The organism is Fervidobacterium pennivorans DSM 9078, from assembly GCF_000235405.2.
Taxonomy (GTDB): Bacteria; Thermotogota; Thermotogae; order Thermotogales; family Fervidobacteriaceae; genus Fervidobacterium; species Fervidobacterium pennivorans.
The window spans coordinates 1,182,002-1,201,122 of record NC_017095.1; the positions used below are offsets into that span (position 1 = coordinate 1,182,002).

Below are 19,121 nucleotides of genomic sequence, written 5' to 3' on the forward strand. Positions count from 1 at the left end.
GATTTATTGTACAGCAACTGTTAGTTTATGTTAATCAAGAATTTGTTAATATTTGGGAAAATAATCACAACGTCTTAGACCTACTTTGATTTCCCTAATGTTTGACAAAGCAAAGAAAAGTAAGGTAGAATTCTTTTTGAATTGTCTCTCTTACAATGCAACTACAATACAACCTGGGAGGGGAGTGGATTATGGACTCTGGAAACAGGAAACAAACAATTCTTCTTACTGGCTTTGAACCTTTTGGAGGTGAGAAAGTCAATCCGAGTATGCAAATCGTAAAGAGACTGTCGAAAAGGCACTTTCAAAATATACATATTGAGACATTGATACTGCCTGTCAGTTACGAGAAAAGTACTAAAGTGCTTGAAGAGTATTACAAGGATCATCATGTAGACTTCGTGCTGCATTTAGGGCAAGCCGGTGGAACTTCCGGAATAAGAATTGAACGAGTTGCGATAAATTTACTCGACTCGAGGCATCCTGACAATGATGGAGTCATAAAAAGAGAAACTCCCATCTTGGAGAACGGTCCTGATGGATATATGACACGTATCAACGTAAGGGAAATCGCTAATTTTCTGAATTCAAAAAAAATTCCCGCTTTTGTTTCTTACACAGCGGGTCAGTACATTTGTAATGAGGTCTACTATTATTCACTCCACCATTCAAAAACTTTTGGTATACCAAAGCACGTATTGTTTATACACCTTCCTTTTTTACCTGAGCAGGTAGCAAGCAAAGAGGGTAAGACAGAGAACATACCTTCCATGTCGCTTGAGCTACAAACAAAAGCCATCAGACTGCTACTGGAGAACATCGAGCGCTTTATCTAATTTTCTTAGTTTTATTTGAACAACTTCACACATTCAACAGCACCAAAGCTCATCGTTATGCTCATAGGAAGTTTTCTCAAAATTCGTCCAATTTCAACATTTTTGGTTACTATTGACCAATATCTCTCGTGGTCATTAATCAAGAGAGTATAGTTATCTCCGCTCACCCCCAAAAGAATTTCGTTCACTAATTCTTTCATGTTCTGGTCAAAAGGTATCGTTTCGTACTTTGAATTCTCCGAATAGTAGTTTATCCCCTGACTACGTCCAAAGGCAACAAATGAATAGTCATCAGGTAATTCTGAATATCTCTTTTTGAGAGCATTTGCCACTGCAAACGGCAAGGCTTCAGGCATTATCCCAGAAATTTCTTTGTTCAAAAATTCCAACAATAGACGCATAGAATCCTCAGAAGACCTTATTCGTTCGAATATGGAATATAAGCCATCTGAGTATGCAATAAAAGTGAGACCGTTTTGTAATTCAAATCGCCCACAGTCTTCACTAGTGTATTTATAATCCATAAGTCCAATAGGGAAAATGGACTTCATCATCATCTTACTGAATCTGTGCCCGTCGTAAACGATCAAAGGTGGGTGCCCGCAATTGATGTACTCAACTTCGTTACCTCTTATTCTTAAAAAAAGCCCAGTAACATAGTTGTGGCCTAATACTGTCTTTAGACTTTCCTGAAGCTCGTTAATCATATCAGCCATATTTAGATTCCTCTGTGCTGTTGAACGAATAACGGACTTTACAGCGGAGCACAAAAGAGCTGACTGAATGCCATGGCCAGATATATCAGCTGTGTAAAGGTAAACATCCTCATTAACAGTGAAGTAATCGTAAATGTCACCACCTACTATTTGGGAAGGCATGTATTTCGATGTTATCCAAATTCCATTACAAACCTGAACTGGCTCTGGCAACATTAATGTTTGAAGTGAACTGGCAAGATTGAGGCTTTCTCGAAGTTCTTTGTATAAACTTTCGATTTTCTCTCTGTTCTTTTTGAGTTCGATATGCAAAGCTATTTTTGATATAAGTTCCACATCGATAATCGGCAACTCGATATAGTCTGAGATACCTATCTGGTATAATTCCAACAATGTAATGTAATTCTTCTCTTCTATTATTACAATAACCGGCAAGTCCTTTATCTCAACCGTTGTCTTAATATACCTAACAACATCTTGCGCGTCTCTAAGCAACCAGTAATAAACAAGAATAAGTTGAGCATCGGTTCTTTTCAAAGCTGCGCTAACATCTGAGGCAATACTGACATCATAACCAACGAACTGCAGTAATTCAGCAGTATCTTTTATAACGTTTGGGCTATCTGTAAGGATTATAACACTATCACTCGGCATCCTAGCCACTCCTCAAGTTCCCAATGATTCTATAGCACTCTTTCATAGTTTTTATTATACAATATCTTTTGTAAGAATTAACACTTCAATCTTCTCAATAACAAAAAAGGGGGACGCATTCAATGGGTAAAGCAGGGTTAAGAGTAAGTATCATAGGTGCTGGGAGTGCGGTGTTTTCAATGAAAATCATCTCGGATTTCTGTAAAGTTTCCAGTCTTTCAGACTCTAACATTGTGCTCATGGATATCGACAAAACACGAGTTGAAAATGTTCTGGTGCTTGCAAAGGAACTGAGTCAATATTTTGGAGCAAAACTCACATTTGAGATTGCTGATACTATAAAAGGTGCTGTTGAAGGTTCCGACTTTGTTATAAACACAGCGATGGCTGGAGGGCATGGATATCTTGACCTTGTCAGGTCTATTGGTGAAAAGCATGGTTATTATCGTGGAATAGATGCTCAGAACTACAATTTTGTATCCGACTATCTCAACCTCACGAACTGGAATCAAATGACTTTGTTTCTGAAGATAGCCCGAACAATTGAAAAATACGCTCCAGAAGCTTGGTATCTTCAGGCTGCTAACCCTGTCTTAGAAGGTACAACACTTGTTTCTACACAAACTGGGATAAAAATGGTCGGATTTTGTCACGGACACTATGGAGTAGAGGCTCTTGCAAAGTTCTTAGGTGTTTCGGAATACGAATGGCAAGTCGGTGGAGTAAACCATGGAATTTGGTTGACAAAGTTCACAACAAAAGAGGGCAAAAACCTCTACGAGGAAATCGAAAAAGTTGCTCAAAACGTTAAATACGAAGAATTTAAACCTTCCAATCCTTTCGATGACCAGCTTTCACCAGTTGCTTGGGAGATGTATAAAATGTATGGTTTGTTCCCAGTGGGTGATACCGTCAGAAATTCTACATGGAAATATCACAGAAATCTGGAAACTAAAATAAAGTGGTATGGAGCTCCATGGGGTGGTGCAGATTCCGAAATAGGATGGAAATGGTATGTGGAACAGTTAGCGCAAGTTGTTAATGTGATAGATATGTTTGCGAAAATGTTACGTAGTGGAGTAAAAATAAATGAGCTAAAAACCGGCACACCTATTGATGATTATCTAAAAGAAATACTGAGTGAAAAGTTGAGCGGTGAGCAACACGTACCGTTTATAAACAGTGTTGTCACTAACACCCCAGGAAGATTTGTTGTAAATGTTTTAAACAATGGCAAAATTAAGAACGTTGATAACGATGTAGCGGTAGAAATCTGCGCTACGGTATGTGGTGAAAAGTTTGAGTTTGAAGAAACTCATGTTCCAGAACGAATTGTGAACTGGTATTTAAAACCAAGAATCTTACTTGCAAAACAAGCTTTAGATGCGTTCTTAAACAAGAATGTCAAACTGATAGCCGATATTTTAGAGAGAGACCCAAGAACAAAAAGCAGTGAGCAGGTGGAGAAACTGATATCCGAACTTTACCCGATAGTAATTAAAAAGGCAAAGGAAATAGAAGAACAAGAGTAACACAATAACTTGTAAGCAAGTGTTGAAAAAGGCTGGGAATTGCTCCCAGCCTCAGATTGTTGACAAACCCCCACTTTTCGATAAACGAAAGGTGGGGTTTTATTATCGCCAATACAACTTTTGAGAAAAATTCTAATAAAACTTCCAAATTTTTGCCCTTCCCTGGACCTCCCTTCCCCTTTTTCCATATCCAATTCGCTAATTTTTTCATGTTAAAACATGTGCAAGTCAATAACACTTGCATGTGCACCTTTTCTATCCCCCTCAGCATCGTCACCCTCATACCGTGCTTCTCCTTCAAGTCCGCAAATACCCTCTCTATCGTCTTGCTTCTTTCTTTGTACAACTCTTTACATTCTTTCGTGTGCCTTAAATACTCTACTTCTTCCATGTATTCTTCCCATACATGTCGGGTGATTATCTTCGTGTGATTCTTACTGCTTGTACATCTACCTAAATCTTCACATTTCTCACATACCTTCGGATCCGATTTGTATTCTTTGTACCCTTTTCTGTTTGTTGTTGAGTATTCTAATATCTGCCCTTGTGGACATATGTAGCAATCGTAATATTCATCGTATACGAATTGTCTTTTTTTGAAATACCCTTCTTTGTGTTGTGCACGTGTGTATGGCATGCACGGGACTATACCTTCGTCCATCAATAGCTTACATATCGGTGGAGTCTTGTATCCTGCATCCAAAGCTGCCCTTTTCGATTTGCCAGCGTTCTTTTTGTTTTATTGAATAAGTTCTCAAACACCATGCTGTCGTGGACATTTGCTGGTGTTGTTATACAGCTTAGTATTATCCCGTTCTTATCGCATGCTATGTGTGCAGAATATCCGAACTGGTGTTCTTTTTCATTTTTGTTTATCATCCCGCTATCTGGGTCTGTCGTGCTTATTTTTATTTCCTTCAGTTTTACTTTCTCATGTGTGAAATCCAAAGGCTTCAATCCGTGTTTTTGCCTATCTTTGTTTATTTCTTCTTCTAAAGCTTGTTTGTATGTCTTGGTTTGCTCCTCTACAAATACCTTCTCGTACTTTTTCTTGTTCGCACTTGCTTTGATGTGTGTTGAATCCATGAACACGGCATCCATATTTACCAAGCCATGCTCGATTGCTTGCTGCAGTATTTTGTTGAAGATTTGCTCAAACAAATCGGTTCCTTTGAACCTACGTTCGTAGTTTTTACTGAACGTGCTGAAATGAGGGATGGTATCAGAAAACCCGAATCCGAGAAACCATCTGTATGCGACGTTTGTTTGTATTTCCTTTATGGTTTGACGCATGGATTTTATGCCGAACATATATTGGATAATGGTAATTTTAATTAACACAACGGGGTCAATACTAGGTCTGCCATTATTGAGGCAGTACTTGTCTTTGACAAGGTCGTAGATGAAATCGAAATTGATGGCGGATTCGATTTTTCTGACGAGGTGGTCATGAGGGACGAGTTGCTCGATGGAGACGGATTCGATTTGTTCTCTGCGTGATTTATCTTTGTTGATGGTCAGCATGTATATTCCTCCTACTATTTGTGTAAAAAAAAGAGGATCCTGTTTGGAAAGGATCCTCTTTTGAAGAGATTATACTTGAACAAGTTATACTTTGTCAACAGTCTGAGGCTGGGAATTGCTCCCAGCCTTATTTTTCTTTAGCATTACTTAAATCTCCAATAATTTCTATAACCTCTTTTCCACCAAGCATTCTCTCAATTTCTTCCATTCGCCCTTTTTCATCTAATTCTACCACCTGACCTGTATCACCTATCCTACGTAAAGACAAATGCTTGTCTGCTTTCAAAGCAATCTGAGGCAAGTGGGTTACAACTATCACCTGATGTTTTTTCGAAAGTTCACTTAGTTTCTGAGCCAATTTTACAGCAGTTACCCCACCTATGCCGGCATCAATTTCATCGTATACCAGCACATCGGTACTAGCCATACTGAGTTCCAACGCAAGCATCAAACGTGATAGTTCACCACCAGAAGCTATCTTTCGCAATGGATATAGCGGGCCATCGGAGAGCGTGCTTCCAACCAGCTCAACTTCATCTATCCCGTTTTTTGTCATTGTTTTTTCATAGAAGGAAAAATCTATCCTTGCGTTCATATTCAAATCCTGCAAATGTTCGGAAATCGCTTTCACAATTTTTCTCGCAGCACCTTTTCTTTTTTCGCTTATTTGAAGTGCTAAGTCACGCAATTCGCTTTCCAATCGCTGACGTTCTCTTTCCGCGTTTTCTAAGATTTCAACCGTCTTTTCAACAATCCTTATTTCCTCGGACCACTTTTTGAAATTTGCCAGCACATCTTCTATTGTGGGACCATATTTCCTACGCAATTTCCTATAGACCCACAACCTGTTTTCAATCTCTTCAAGGTTTATATCTTCTATATTAGCCAGTTCTTTGCCTATTCTGTTGTTAAGCTCTGCTATCGATTCAACAGCATTGTCTAACAAATCGTGATATTTATCTTCTAGCAGTGAATAGACTCTTCTCAATGCGTATTCTATCTCTTCCAGCTGTTGAGAAGCGGTGCTATAGTTTTGGAGAAGAGTTTGCATGTTAAGTGCTTTTTTGTATTTTTCTTCAAGTTCTTGTTCTTCGTCTTCACTGAGATTTGCATTTGCTATTTCGTTAACTCTTTCCTTTAGCTCTTCAAGTTTTTTCAACTCTGTAGCTTTGTCCGTTGTAGTGATAATTTTGACAACTTGTTGATATTCATCGTAAAGCTTTTTGTAGTTCTCAAGTATTTTTGAGTTTCCAGCTATTTCGTCGAGTATCTCAAGGATAAAATCTTTATCTAATAGCTTCATATGTGAGTTTTGCTTATGGATAGTTACGAGACTCGAGAGGACGTTTTGGATTTGTTCACGACTAACCAATCGACCATCTATTTTGTAGAATAATCTCTTGTTTTTTCGCTCAACACTGAACACATGTTGACCTTTTTTTATTCCAATCTCCTCGTAGTCCTTATGAAGGTTTACAACCATGTCGGCCGAGAAGGTCTCACTACGGATGTTCTGATAGTCCAAAAACGAACCAATCACGTCGAGAATTAAGCTTTTCCCAGTTCCTGTCTCACCAGTTATTATGTTAAGACCTTCTGAAAGATATATATCTACATCCTTTAAATAAACATATTCATTGATGTGTATTAATTCAATCAAGAGCAACTCACCTCAGCAAAATTCAAACAAATGTCCCAAGAGTTTTACTTGTGTTCATCTTTGCCCCTCAAATTTCCTTTGTCAAATGCATATGGTAACAATTCGCTAACAGTGGTTTCCAATACCTCACCTTTCAGATTAGTCAGTATGACTTTAAAATTTCCGAATTCAGCCATAACCTGCCTGCACGCTCCGCAGGGAGCAACTGGTTTTTCCGTATCCGCTATCACAACCAAAGTATCAAATTCCCTTTCGCCGTTTGCTACAGCAGAAAAAATTGCGGTTCTTTCCGCACAGTTTGTTAAGCCATATGATGCGTTCTCAACATTCGCACCTATGTATACTTTCCCGCTCTTTGTAAGCAAAGCAGCGCCAACGTGAAATTGAGAATACGGGGCATAAGCATTTTTCATAGCTTCTTTGGCTTTCTGTATGAGTTCTTCAGTCCTCATTATCCTCGACCTCCTTGTTCTGATTCTTGGCTGCGTCTTTTTCTTGCTTGATAGTTACCAAGACTTTTTCTATCTTATTCCTTGAGGCAGCAACAACTTTAAAAGCTATTCTCTCATCCTCGTATGTTTCTCCTACCTTCGGAATGTGCTTAAACTTTTCGAGAAGATACCCTGCTAATGTGTCAAATTCCCCTTCTGGAAATTCTATCCTGAGTTCCCTTTCAATGTCGTTGAGTGAGAGCGTAGCGTCAACCAAGTAGGAATTATCGTTGATTTTCTTGATTCCGGTATTTTCTCCTTCGTCGTATTCGTCCATTATCTCACCAAAGATTTCTTCAAGTATGTCTTCCATAGTGACGATACCAGCTGTTCCTCCGTATTCGTCAACAACTATAGCCATATGAACCTTCTTGGCCTTGAATTCTTTTAGCAATTCAGATACAGGCATAAACTCAGGCACAAAGAGAGGTGGTCTTATCAGTTCCTTGACTAAAACTTTGTCTACAACATCCATCCCTCTTCGAGCAATGAAGCTGAGCACATCTTTTGCGTAACAGATTCCAACAATATTGTCTATTGTTTCACGATAAACAGGTATTCTCGAGTATTCTTCTTCAACAATGATTTCCATTGCTTCTCTTAAAGTCTGACTTTCTTCAATAGCTACTATATCTATCCTTGGAATCATTATCTCCTTAACCAATGTCTCGTCCATTTCAATTGTGCGCTCTATCATTAATCCCTCTTCGTGTGTGATGGACCCTTCCTCACGTCCTATCTCCAGATAAGAGGCTATATCATCCATTGTTATAAAAGGTGTTTCCTGAACAACATTCCCACCTAAAAGTTTAACTATTGCGTTGGCAATTGCAATAAACATAGTAATTATTGGCGACAACATCTTTGAAATAAAAATTATGATTTTAATACTTCTTTCGAACATTTTTTCACTGTTTTGCCTTGCCAAAATCTTTGGAGTAATCTCTCCGAATACAAGTAAAAAGAAGGTCATCACAAGTGTAGAAAGTATTGCTGAAAGCGATTCTGATTTAACTACTTGCGAGAACATTACTGCAGCTAAGGAGGAAGCTAAAATGTTCACCAAATTGTTTGATATCAACAGTGCTGTGAGCAATTTGTTAAAAAAGTGCATTTCACTTTCTTCCTCTTCTTGCTCTTCTTTACTTTTGGCGAGAAGCCGCAGTTCGTGACGGCTAACAGATGTCAGCGCAGTTTCTGACGCCGAGAAAAATCCCGATATCATAATCAACAGAACTATGAAAAACGCATACCATAAATAACTCAGTGGATCCTCCACGAAAAGTTCACCTCCAAGAATTTTTTACACTGATTATATTATACCATAAAGACAATCGCGGGTTAACGTTGGAAATACTTTAACAGTATGATATAATTAAATGTGTTGTAAAATTCATAAATTCAACTAAACGAGGTGGGGTATATCCAAAGCAACGGACTTATTTTAGATTTTGAAACCCTTAAAGTTGCCCTTGAAAAGTCAAAGATATTTTTACTTATCTTCGATGAAAACGGAGAAATCTTAAAAGTCTCCGATAATGTTCCTGTTTGCCTAAAGAATCTAACAAACGTTTTTCGTATCTTGCCGGACTTTTCTGATATAATCAAGCGCGTTAATAAGAATGGCTTTTCACAAGATATTATAACTTTGCACACACCAGAAACTGAAAAGATAAAACTTTTAACGTTTAAAGCCAAAGAATACTACTGGACCTTAGGTGAAGTGATAACAGAACAGCTACTTATCGATGAAGTTATAACTGAAAAGCTTGAAACGTTAACAATGTACCTTGAGCTTGCTCCTGTTTTTTTTGTTGTTTTAAATGAGAAAGGGAAGATTGCATACGTCAACAACTGGACTCTTGAAAAAACAGGCTACAGTTTGGTAGAAGTTCTTGGAAAGAATTGGTTTGATATATTTATTCCAGAGGATATAAAGAGTACAGTTAAGCGAGTTTTTGACGATATCATGAATGGGCGTGTTGAACCCCGCAAAACATTTGAAAATGATATCATAACAAAAGACGGAAAAACCATTACAGTGCTTTGGCAAAATAAATTACTCACCAAAAACGGTAAGCCATTCGGAACAATAAGTGTGGGAGTCGATGTCACTGAACAAAAAATCAGAGATTTCGAAGAGGATATTCTATTTTCCATCCTTAGTGCTACTTCGGAAACTAGCTACCATGATGCCATAAGCAAACTGGCAAAGATATTAGAAGAAAAGTGCAATATAAAAAGAGCGATTGGAAGAATCCAAACACACGAGGAAACAAAATTTTTCGAACTTCTGAATAAAATCGAAACTAATGAGAGGGACCTATACAAAACCATTAACTACGAACGCCGGTTAGATGAAAAAACCTTAAGCTTAGAAATGTCTTATAAAGCGCTACCAAAATATGCTACGAAAAGATGTTTAGAAAATATTGCAGCGGTAATCCTTAACTTCATAGACAGTGTTTACTATATTCAGAAGTTAGAAGAAGCCTCATTTAGAGATCCATTGACCAAGCTTTTCAACAGAAGGTATTTCGTGATGATGTTACAAGCTGAAATTAGGCGAATAAAACGATACGGTGGTGACTCGTGTGTCGTAATGATCGATTTAGATGGATTAAAACAAATCAACGATACCCTTGGTCACGACAAAGGCGACCTTGCGATAATTACGTTATCTAAAGTCATGATGGAAAACACACGAAATACTGACGTGTGTGCAAGATTTGGTGGCGATGAATTTGCAATACTACTTCCTAATACTCCCCTGGAATCCGCTGGTCTAATTATTCAAAGGATAATTGATAAACTCGATACGCTTGATATAAAAGAATTTCGAATATCAATAAGTGCAGGTATTACCAAAATCTTGCCAAACGATGACACCAATGGTATAAGTGTGCTTAAAAGAGCAGATGAACTACTCTATAAAGCGAAAAGAAGTGGTAAGCACACCATATGTATTGATGGTACTGAAGAACAGAACAATTCCTATAACTGAAATTTTTATCTCAGCAAAAATGTTCTCTAACCTCTTTGTACGCCTCAACAATGGTTTCTAAGTCGTACTTTCCTGGTGTAACACTAAGATGTGAAGCATTTATTACAATTGATGCCCATGAATGTATATCATCATCAGTGATTAAAGTATCAAGTCTTACGTTCAAAAGACGGTAGAATTCGTACAGTGAACCGTCGAACATATCGATGATAACGTTAGCTTTTTCACACCCATATTTTTTTGCGATTCTCAATTCATATGGCAAAAAAACAGCTGTAGCAAGTCCATGTTTTACACCTTTGTCCGTTGTTAAAGAATAACCCAATGCATGTGCAACCGTAGTCCCTGTTTGAGCAATAACCATTCCTGCCAATGTTGATGCAAACATCATCCGTTCTCTGTAGAATTCATTAGCCAAATCACTCATTAACTTTGGGAGATACTCTTTGATTATCTTAACACTTTCAATTGCAATCATGTCACTGAAAGGTGTAGCTCTCGTTGATAAAAATCCCTCTACTGCATGAGATAATGCGTCAAGAGCTGTAGAGAGTGTTAGTGATTCACTTAACGTAAATGTGTATTTATAATCAACAAATGAAATTTTTGGAAACACGCATTCGTGTGAAAAACCACGTTTTCTGCCATTTACAGTCAGCACAGAGTACTGAGTAACCTCACTACCAGTTCCTGCCGTGGTAGGAATGCATATTATCGGTTTTGCACTTTGATATTTACTTTTGTCATACAAGTCTTCGGGTTTCAAGTGTTTGTTCTCAATAAGCACTGCCACAGCCTTTGCAGTGTCCATTGGACTTCCACCACCAAGTCCGATAACTACATCAACGTCTTCGAATCTTTCTGATATCTCCTTTACAACCTCCAGAGGAGGATTTTCGGGAGTTTCATCGTATATGTACACATGCTTTCCTTCAAGCACGTCTAAAATATCGTCAAAACTACCATTTTTCCTCGAACTTCTTCCAGTAATAATGAGAAATGTCTCACCGAGAGACTGAAAAAGTTCTCTATTCTTAAGAACAATATCTTTCCCGTACAGCACTTTAGTTGGCATAAAAAAACCCATTCGACTACCACCCTTTCATCTCTATTTTTCTACCGTTTTCAATCTTCCACAAAAGTTACAAGAAAAAAGCTGGTCCGAAAAGACCAGCAATTGAGTAAACTTTAAAACAAATCGATTATGCTGATATCATTGCTGCCCCTGAATAACAAACCAGAGGGCTGCACCTCCTAATATTACCCCAAGAATACTGAGGATCAAAGATATGTTACCCGTTTGATTTGTTTCAAGCGCTGCCACCTTTGCCTTTAAGTTATCATTTTCGCTCTTTAGTTGTGCAAGTTCATCTTTCAAATTTTTAACATCCTGTGAGTTCTTCTGTTTTAATGCTTCAACATCTCCCGAAAGCGTTGAAATGTTGTTCTTAACGCCTGTAACTTCTGATTTAAGACTTTCGACATCCTGGATTTGTTTTTCAAGACCTTCGACTTTTCTTTCAACTGTCGAAATTGCGTTTTTGACTTCAGAGTCAACTTGTTTTAAATTGATAATCTCAACTTTTAAGTCGTTCACTTCGACCTTCAGATTTGCAATTTCGTCTTGTAAAGAAGAGTCCATTTTTTTAAGTCCGACTATCTCATTGTTAAGAGCATCAACTGTGCTTTTAAATTTGCTAATATCAGACTTCATGCTATTTACGTCTGCGAAAATGGCTGACTGAAGTTTTGAGACTTCGGAAACAGACTGTTTGATAGCATCTATCTCTGAAGTTTTTCTTTCTACATTTGAAATTTTTGTTTCAATTGTTGATAGCGTTGTCAGTTGTGCACGAATAGAGTTTACAGAATCCTGTAAATCTTTCACGTTTTTCTCGACTCCGGAAACTTTTGAAGAAAGAGTTGTGACACTCTCCGTAGTTGCAAGCGATGAAATTCTTTGATTTAAAGAAGTTACTGTTTGCTCAAGAGTGGTTAACCTCTTCTTTAGGTTTTCTACCTCGTTCCTCACATCATCAACGTTTTTCGACAACTCGTTAAGATTCTGTCCTGTAGGCGTCACTGAAACTAAACCCCTCATCTCGGTTACTTTAACTGTCAAAGCATCATACAGTGCTTTAAGATCATCTAAATCCCTTTTTAAGTTGTTTAGCTGCTTAGAAGAATCCTGTACAGTCGATGACAAAGAATTAACCTGAGCAATCAAATTATCAATTCGTGTGTTGATGTTTTTATCAGCTGTTGCAAGTTCAAGTATTTTATTTGAAATGTCCTTAAGTTGCGCATCGATGTTTGCTGGAAGTGCAACTTGTTGCGATTGCTGGGATGATGTTGTTGAAGTAGGTAGCTTCTTTTCCACAGCAGAAATCCTATCGTTTAATATATTCAACATTCTATAGAGCGCAACAGCAAGTTGATACCTAGTTAAAGGTTGATTTCCTTGGAAAGTTCCATCTGGCATACCACTCAAGATACCGAGCTTGGTTAATTGGTCAACAGCCTCGTAAGCCCAATGGTTTGCCGGCACATCTTTAAACGTTGCTGCGTAAAGGCTACTGAATAATGCAACAACAATAAAACAAACTAAAAATGCTCTTTTCATCTTTTGACACCCTCCTTCTTTATTTTAGTTTTTCAGGCTCGCTAAATCTATTTTATCATAGCTTGTAAGTTACACAAGTTCTACGAGTTTTTCTGGAATCTTATCAGCGGGAAGTACATAATCAGCGTAACCTTCTTCTATAACTGACTTGGGCATACCAAAAACCACGCAAGTTTCTTGGCTCTCGGCTATGACAACACCTTTGAAGAATTTAACCTTAAAGGCACCCTTTGTACCATCCTTTCCCATTCCGGTAAGAATAACAGCTATAGTATTTTCTTTGTAGATTTCTGCAACTTTATCGAGAGTATAATCCACTGCGGGTCTTACGTTGTTAATTTTTTCTGTGTTTTTATCAAGATAGATAATACCTTTTTTATCCTGATACTTGACACCCATATGATAATCCCCTGGAGCTACATAAACCCATCCGGGTTTAAGAACATCACCTTCTTCTGCCTCTTTAACAGACAGGTTGGAAATTCTATCTAATCTCTGTGCTAAGGATTTCGTAAATCCTGGAGGCATATGCTGAACCAGCAAAATAGGTGCAGGAAAATCCTTTGGAAGAGGCGGGATTACGAGATCCAAAGACCTTGGCCCCCCTGTTGAAGCACCTATAACAACTACTTTGCCTGATACTACAGATTTCACACGGAGATTAGCCAACGGTTTTCTCTTAAGAAGGATTTGCGAAATATTTATTTTCATAGCATCTCGAATTTTTTGCACCAACTCTGGTCCCATTTTTCTGAAATCCATAGATACGCTACCGGAAGGCTTGGTTACAAAATCAACGGCACCTAGTTCAAGTGCTAAAAGTGTTATTTCTGCTCCTTCTTCTGTCAAGCTACTTACCATTATAATCCGCGTAGGTGCTCTCTTCATTATCTCCTTCAGTGCCTCAATACCGTTCAACTTTGGCATCTCAACGTCCATAGTAATTACATCTGGTTTGAGCTTCAACGCAAGCTCAACGGCTTCCATTCCATCCCTTGCTACACCAACAACTTGCATATCTGCTTCTTTGTCGATAATATCCTTTAGAATCATTCTCATAAATGGTGAATCATCAACAACCATTACTTTTATTTTTTCTTTTTCCAACTTCTCACCACCTTGATACTGAGTAACGGAAACGTAACTGTTGATATTATAGCAAAAATCTTCGCTATTTCCAAACTCCAGTCAAATAGAATACCACCAAAGACCATAATTCCGACTGTTACGGAGAAAAGAGTTGCCCACAACACAACTCCCGCACTAACATCTTTGATTATCTTTATTACAGGGTGGTACTCCTTACTGTACAAATTCATCAGATGTTCGATAATAGTGTTTACAAGTTCTGACCAGATGACAAAGAAAACAGCGAATATAATCCACAATGTGTCTTCCCTTTTTACTGGGAGGAAAAATGTTGCGGCAATGACCAATAACCCTATTGAAAAATGTATCCTTAAGTTTCTCTCTGATATTATTGATTCAACAATACCCTCTATTGCATGTTCAAATGATTCTTTGAGATTATTCGAACCCAATCGTCCTTTTTCTTTTTCTTTCAATGCGAGGTTTGTATACCTTGTCCGTAAGCGCCGCTCCAAATTTGATCGCCTCCACGTTCAGTTCGTAATATTTAGGGTTAACTTCCTCTTTTACAGCTTCAAACAACGTATCAAAATCAACCAAAGCCGTGCTCTTTACCAAGGCCCCGAGCAATATCATGTTTGAGACCATCACGTTACCGAATTTTTCAATCGCTAGTTTGCTGGCTGGAATATTGATTATTCTTTTCGTAACTCGTCTGAATTCGTTTGGAATGTCCTTTATATACGTGCTGTCATAAACAATTATACCATTGGTTGCAACGAATTTGGCCTGGCTAACCATAGATGGATGCATTATTATCAAAGAGTCAAATACCACAGCTTTTGGATATAGTATCGGTTCGTTTGATACCAAAACATCACAGTAACTAGGTCCACCACGTACTTGTTCGCTGTAATTCTGTGTCTGGACAACATATTTTTCTGCTAAAACAAAGGCTCTTGATAAAACGTAACCTGCAAGCAAATTACCTTGTCCACCAATTCCGGCAATCCTTATAGAAAAAGGCCTTGTCATTGTCATTCCCCCTTACTTTGATTAGCATAGGTAAGTCTGTATCTAGTGTAGAAATCAGGCTTAGATTCATCTTTTCTAAACACTCCTATAACGATTTTGCCCTTAAGCTCTTCTTCTGTCATTTGGTCAGCTTTCTCTTTCATGACAGTATTGTTTTTGAAGTAATCCATCATCTGCCAAGGCTCCCTTAATCCGTTGTACCTTCCGTAGTATGTATGGCAATTCGTGAGAACTTCTACAATGGAAATACCCTTGTGGAGAAGCGCTTCTTTTATGTATTTTACAGTGAGCTGATAATGATATACTGTTGACCTTGCAACATACGTAGCACCAGCAGAAAGAGCAAGATTTACAACGTTGAATTGCTCCTCAACATTACCCAATGGCATTGTTCCAGCGATTTTTCCAGCCGGAGTTGTAGGTGAGTGTTGACCACCTGTCATTCCATAAATCATGTTATTGTATATTATGACTGTTAGATTGATATTTCTTCTACACGCATGAATGAAATGATTGCCACCAATAGCTGTAATATCTCCATCCCCACCCATCACAACGACCTTGAAATCCGGTCTTGCAAGTGCTACACCTGTCGCAAAAGCTATAGCTCTACCATGCAGCGTGTGCATCGTGTTAAAATCAAGATAACCTGTCGATCTTGATGAACAACCTATTCCAGAAACAACGGCTGTCTGATCAGGGTCCAAACCGGTCTGGTCATAAGCTTCCAAAAAGCTTTTGAGTATTATTCCGTTCCCGCAACCTGGACACCATACCGTGGGCCATCTATCTTCCCTTATGTACTTGAGCAGCTTATCTACCTTCACTCTCCCCACCTCCATACACTTCTATTCCACATGTTTTGAAAAAGAAATCGGTCAAAGGATCTGGGTAACCCTCTATGTACACTACTCTCTTAATACCGGCATTGATTATAAGGCGTGCGCAAACAGAACACGGCTTGTGAGTCACGTAGATTGTGGCACCCTCTGTTGAAATCCCAAATTTTGCGGCTTGCATAAGCGCATTCTGCTCGGCATGCAAGCCATAACAGATTTCTTGATTCCTGCCCGATGGAATATCCAAATCATCTCTGATACAACCAATCTGGTCACAATGTGGAAACCCAGAGGGGGGTTGATTGTAACCAGTTGCCAATATTCGTTTGTCCTTTACTATTAAAGCACCAACTTTTCTATGAACACAGGTGGACCTTTCTGCAATTAACCTGGCTAATCTTTTGAAATAGTCGTCCCAGCTCTCTCTTTCATCTTTTGACTCTTTTATGGTAACATTTTTAAGGTATGACTCCAAATCCATAACTTCACCTCTTTTGTCTATCAGACCAAACATTTAAGATTAGTGACTAATTTTATTTTAAACCAATTAGTAAATAATATCAACTGATAGCAAAATTTACGAACTAGAGCAAGGGGGCGTAAATGTGGAAAAGTTTGAGATTTCAGTTGTTAGAGCAGAAATTGGTAGTATTTTAATATTTACAAGAAATGACGTCTGCGAACAAATCCAACTAACTGAAGATATTTTACCAGAATACGGAAATAACATATTCACAAGACAGATTAACGAGTATCTTTGCGGTGAACGGAAAGTTCTTGATTTTCCAGTTAGGTATTCGACTGGTCCCGTCTTTGAAAAGATTTGGTCATATTTGAAAGAAAATGTGACTTATGGTAAAATCATAACGTATGGAGAATTGGCTAAAATATGCGGTACAAGTGCAAGAGTTGTCGGATACGCTATGGCATCAAACCCATTGCCTTTGTATATTCCATGTCATAGGGTTGTTGGTAAAGATTCTATAGGCGGGTTTACAGCAAGAAATGGTAAATCTATGATTAAGTGGAAAGAATATCTTTTGAAGCTGGAGGGATCACTTTGAAGAAATTCTTGTTCACATTATTTTTAACATTTTTCTTTTTGTCCCTGTTTACACCTCTTGTGATCTACAACAGATATACTGCAAATCTCTCAGCGCCACAGAACAAAATTCCAACAAGCCTGGTTGTTGAATATTCTGACGGGACACCATTGTACAGTCCAAAGACTGTTTGGGTTGATTTTGATGATATTCCAGTACTCGTTAAGGACAGTGTGATAGTATCTGAAGATAAGAGGTTTTACACTCACAGTGGTGTCGACCTTATAGGAGTAGCTAGGGCTCTTTTTACGATAATCACCACCGATGAAATTCAAGGTGGAAGCACCATTACTCAACAGTTAGCAAGAACTTTGTATCTCTCACAGGAGAGGACTTGGAAACGCAAGATAAAAGAGGCACTTATTGCACTTTGGTTGGAACAAAATTACTCAAAAAATGAGATTTTAGAAATGTATATAAACTCTGTATACCTAGGTAATGGAGTTTACGGTTTTCCAGCAGCTGCAAAATTTTACTTTAACAAAACCCTGGAACAACTAACACCTCTTGAAATTGCAATGCTCACTGCAACACTCAGATCTCCGGAAAAAGCCAATCCATTGAAAGAGCTGAATAAAGACTTCACAAAAAACGTTCTGAGAAAAATGAAGGAGGCCGGAGTATTAACTGAACTTGAATATTCACGTGCGTTGGAGGAACTTAAAAATATAGATATAAGAAACACAAATGATTTTGCACGTTCATTTGATCAGGATCTCTTTTGGATAATTGTTACAGAACTCAAAGAGCTTGGATTTGAACTCGGAGATTTAAGAAATGGCTTCAGAGTTAGGACTACAATTGACAAGAAGTTGCAAGAGCTTTTAGTTTCTAACATAACCAAAGACCAATGGGCTGGGTTGATAGTTGAGCATTCAACAGGAAAAATAAGAGCAGCGTATGGACTTGGTATAATTAATGGGCGTCGGCAGCTTGGTTCAGCTATAAAACCATTCTACTATTACCTTGCATTTATGGCAGGGTACAATCTTGATGACTTTCTTCCGGACAATCCTATCAAAATTGGGCGATGGGAACCAGAAAACTTTGACAAGAAATTCCGAGGGAAAGTAACTATTGAATATGCGCTCGCACACTCTTTGAACATACCATCTATCAATTTGTTTTTGAAACTTGGACAAGGAAATGTTACGAATTTCCTAAAGAATACATTGATGATATCAGGTTTCTATCCTAACGATGCCACTTTGGCACTTGGGACCTTAGAAACATCCGTTGCCGATGTTGCGCAAGGTTATTCAGCAATATTTACTGGAGGTTTAGTCATCAGACCACGAATTGTTGAGTACGTTAAGGATAAGAATGGGTACGTATACTATTCGTACAAACCTGCTTTAGTAAATGTTGTTAAACCACCCAAGGAATTTGATAAAAGGACACCGCTAGAAGCTTCTATCCTGACACTCAGGGCAATGGAAAAAGTAGTTACCGAAGGAACTTCCCGGTCTGCACAAATGCCTGGAAGAAAAATATACGGAAAATCAGGTTCTGCGGAAAACTATGCGTGGTTTGTTGGGGGAGACGGAAAATACCTCTTCATACTGGCGAGGGATAACGTAAAGGAAGTCAGTGGTCTTGTAGTAACTCCAAAGTGGAGAGAGATAGCTGTCAAAACTGAAATAGGATACACTCCAATTTCTTTACCGATTAACAGTAAGATTCAAAGATTCAACGTCATGGGCGACTCCGAAAACCTTACAGAACCTAAAACAGTTACAGGTGAGGCTCCAGAAAGCACTTCAACTACCTCACAACCAGAAACAATAAATTCCGTTCAAGAAACAAATCAAAATAAACCAATAAAACTGTCTCGGGAAGAGATTGTTTCCAGGGTGAAAACATCCTCAATTACAGCAAACGAGCTTGTTGAAGTTTTGAAATCATATAGTCCAGATGAAAGAAGAACCATCCTTTCTGAAATAAACTCTTTGTCGCAAGAACTTGCGGCGGAAGTCTATCAAAAGCTATTAGACCAAGGTATAGAGTTTTAAAAT

General features: G+C 38.3%; 16 protein-coding genes and 1 pseudogene. 5 read left to right on the plus strand and 12 right to left on the minus strand.

Annotated elements, in window-relative coordinates:
• The first annotated feature begins 191 nt into the window (after nt 1-191).
• On the plus strand, nt 192-836 hold the full coding sequence (locus FERPE_RS05510; protein ID WP_014451665.1) for a pyroglutamyl-peptidase I: 645 nt from the start codon (nt 192-194) through the stop codon (nt 834-836).
• A gap of 11 nt (nt 837-847) precedes the next feature.
• Here the strand turns inward: FERPE_RS05510 and FERPE_RS05515 are convergent, their stop codons facing one another.
• Entirely contained in the window at nt 848-2,206 is a 1,359-nt protein-coding gene (locus FERPE_RS05515) for a PP2C family protein-serine/threonine phosphatase (protein ID WP_014451666.1), read from the minus strand.
• A gap of 122 nt (nt 2,207-2,328) precedes the next feature.
• On the opposite strand from FERPE_RS05515, the gene aglA reads away from it, so the two are divergent.
• A complete protein-coding gene (gene aglA / locus FERPE_RS05520) occupies nt 2,329-3,738 on the plus strand; it encodes an alpha-glucosidase AglA (RefSeq protein WP_014451667.1) in 1,410 nt (469 codons plus the stop codon).
• Here the strand turns inward: aglA and FERPE_RS05525 are convergent.
• The 4 genes and pseudogenes from FERPE_RS05525 to FERPE_RS05540 form a co-directional block, all read right to left on the minus strand.
• Nucleotides 3,704-5,262, minus strand: a pseudogene (locus FERPE_RS05525) (IS1182 family transposase). The gene aglA and the pseudogene FERPE_RS05525 sit on opposite strands and share 35 nt — an antisense overlap.
• A gap of 127 nt (nt 5,263-5,389) precedes the next feature.
• Nucleotides 5,390-6,922, minus strand: a complete 1,533-nt coding sequence (locus FERPE_RS05530) for an AAA family ATPase (protein ID WP_014451669.1) — start codon at nt 6,920-6,922, stop codon at nt 5,390-5,392.
• A gap of 44 nt (nt 6,923-6,966) precedes the next feature.
• Complete coding sequence (locus FERPE_RS05535) at nt 6,967-7,374, minus strand: cytidine deaminase (protein ID WP_014451670.1); 408 nt, start codon at nt 7,372-7,374, stop codon at nt 6,967-6,969.
• The gene (locus FERPE_RS05540) at nt 7,364-8,692 is read right to left on the minus strand and encodes a hemolysin family protein (RefSeq protein WP_014451671.1); all 1,329 of its coding nucleotides are present in this window, start codon (nt 8,690-8,692) and stop codon (nt 7,364-7,366) included. Before FERPE_RS05540 ends, FERPE_RS05535 begins: the two co-directional genes overlap by 11 nt.
• A 135-nt stretch (nt 8,693-8,827) precedes the next feature.
• On the opposite strand from FERPE_RS05540, the gene FERPE_RS05545 reads away from it, so the two are divergent.
• Complete coding sequence (locus FERPE_RS05545) at nt 8,828-10,417, plus strand: sensor domain-containing diguanylate cyclase (RefSeq protein WP_014451672.1); 1,590 nt, start codon at nt 8,828-8,830, stop codon at nt 10,415-10,417.
• 10 nt (nt 10,418-10,427) lie between these two features.
• On the opposite strand, the gene FERPE_RS05550 is transcribed toward FERPE_RS05545, so the two are convergent.
• From FERPE_RS05550 to FERPE_RS05580, 7 genes are all read right to left on the minus strand, one after another.
• Complete coding sequence (locus tag FERPE_RS05550; RefSeq protein WP_014451673.1) at nt 10,428-11,504, minus strand: iron-containing alcohol dehydrogenase family protein; 1,077 nt, start codon at nt 11,502-11,504, stop codon at nt 10,428-10,430.
• 126 nt (nt 11,505-11,630) lie between these two features.
• Nucleotides 11,631-13,040 carry an S-layer homology domain-containing protein gene (locus FERPE_RS05555; protein ID WP_014451674.1) on the minus strand — a complete coding sequence of 470 codons (1,410 nt, stop codon included), beginning with the start codon at nt 13,038-13,040 and terminating at the stop codon, nt 11,631-11,633.
• 69 nt (nt 13,041-13,109) lie between these two features.
• Nucleotides 13,110-14,123 carry a protein-glutamate methylesterase/protein-glutamine glutaminase gene (locus FERPE_RS05560; protein ID WP_041263334.1) on the minus strand — a complete coding sequence of 338 codons (1,014 nt, stop codon included), beginning with the start codon at nt 14,121-14,123 and terminating at the stop codon, nt 13,110-13,112.
• A 5-nt stretch (nt 14,124-14,128) separates the two neighbouring features.
• Entirely contained in the window at nt 14,129-14,605 is a 477-nt protein-coding gene (locus FERPE_RS05565) for a diacylglycerol kinase family protein (RefSeq protein ID WP_014451676.1), read from the minus strand.
• Nucleotides 14,568-15,164: a 2-oxoacid:ferredoxin oxidoreductase subunit gamma family protein gene (locus FERPE_RS05570; protein ID WP_014451677.1), complete on the minus strand. Its 597-nt coding sequence runs from the start codon at nt 15,162-15,164 to the stop codon at nt 14,568-14,570. Before FERPE_RS05570 ends, FERPE_RS05565 begins: the two co-directional genes overlap by 38 nt.
• A gap of 2 nt (nt 15,165-15,166) precedes the next feature.
• Nucleotides 15,167-15,991, minus strand: a complete 825-nt coding sequence (locus tag FERPE_RS05575) for a 2-oxoacid:ferredoxin oxidoreductase subunit beta (RefSeq protein ID WP_014451678.1) — start codon at nt 15,989-15,991, stop codon at nt 15,167-15,169.
• Nucleotides 15,978-16,484, minus strand: coding sequence for a deoxycytidylate deaminase (locus FERPE_RS05580; protein WP_014451679.1), 507 nt, complete (start codon nt 16,482-16,484; stop codon nt 15,978-15,980). The genes FERPE_RS05575 and FERPE_RS05580 overlap by 14 nt, the downstream gene beginning before the upstream one ends.
• A 124-nt stretch (nt 16,485-16,608) precedes the next feature.
• Here FERPE_RS05580 and FERPE_RS05585 point away from each other — a divergent pair, with 124 nt between their 5' ends.
• Entirely contained in the window at nt 16,609-17,067 is a 459-nt protein-coding gene (locus FERPE_RS05585) for a methylated-DNA--[protein]-cysteine S-methyltransferase (RefSeq protein ID WP_014451680.1), read from the plus strand.
• Entirely contained in the window at nt 17,064-19,118 is a 2,055-nt protein-coding gene (locus FERPE_RS05590) for a transglycosylase domain-containing protein (protein ID WP_014451681.1), read from the plus strand. Before FERPE_RS05585 ends, FERPE_RS05590 begins: the two co-directional genes overlap by 4 nt.
• The last annotated feature ends 3 nt before the right edge of the window (nt 19,119-19,121 follow it).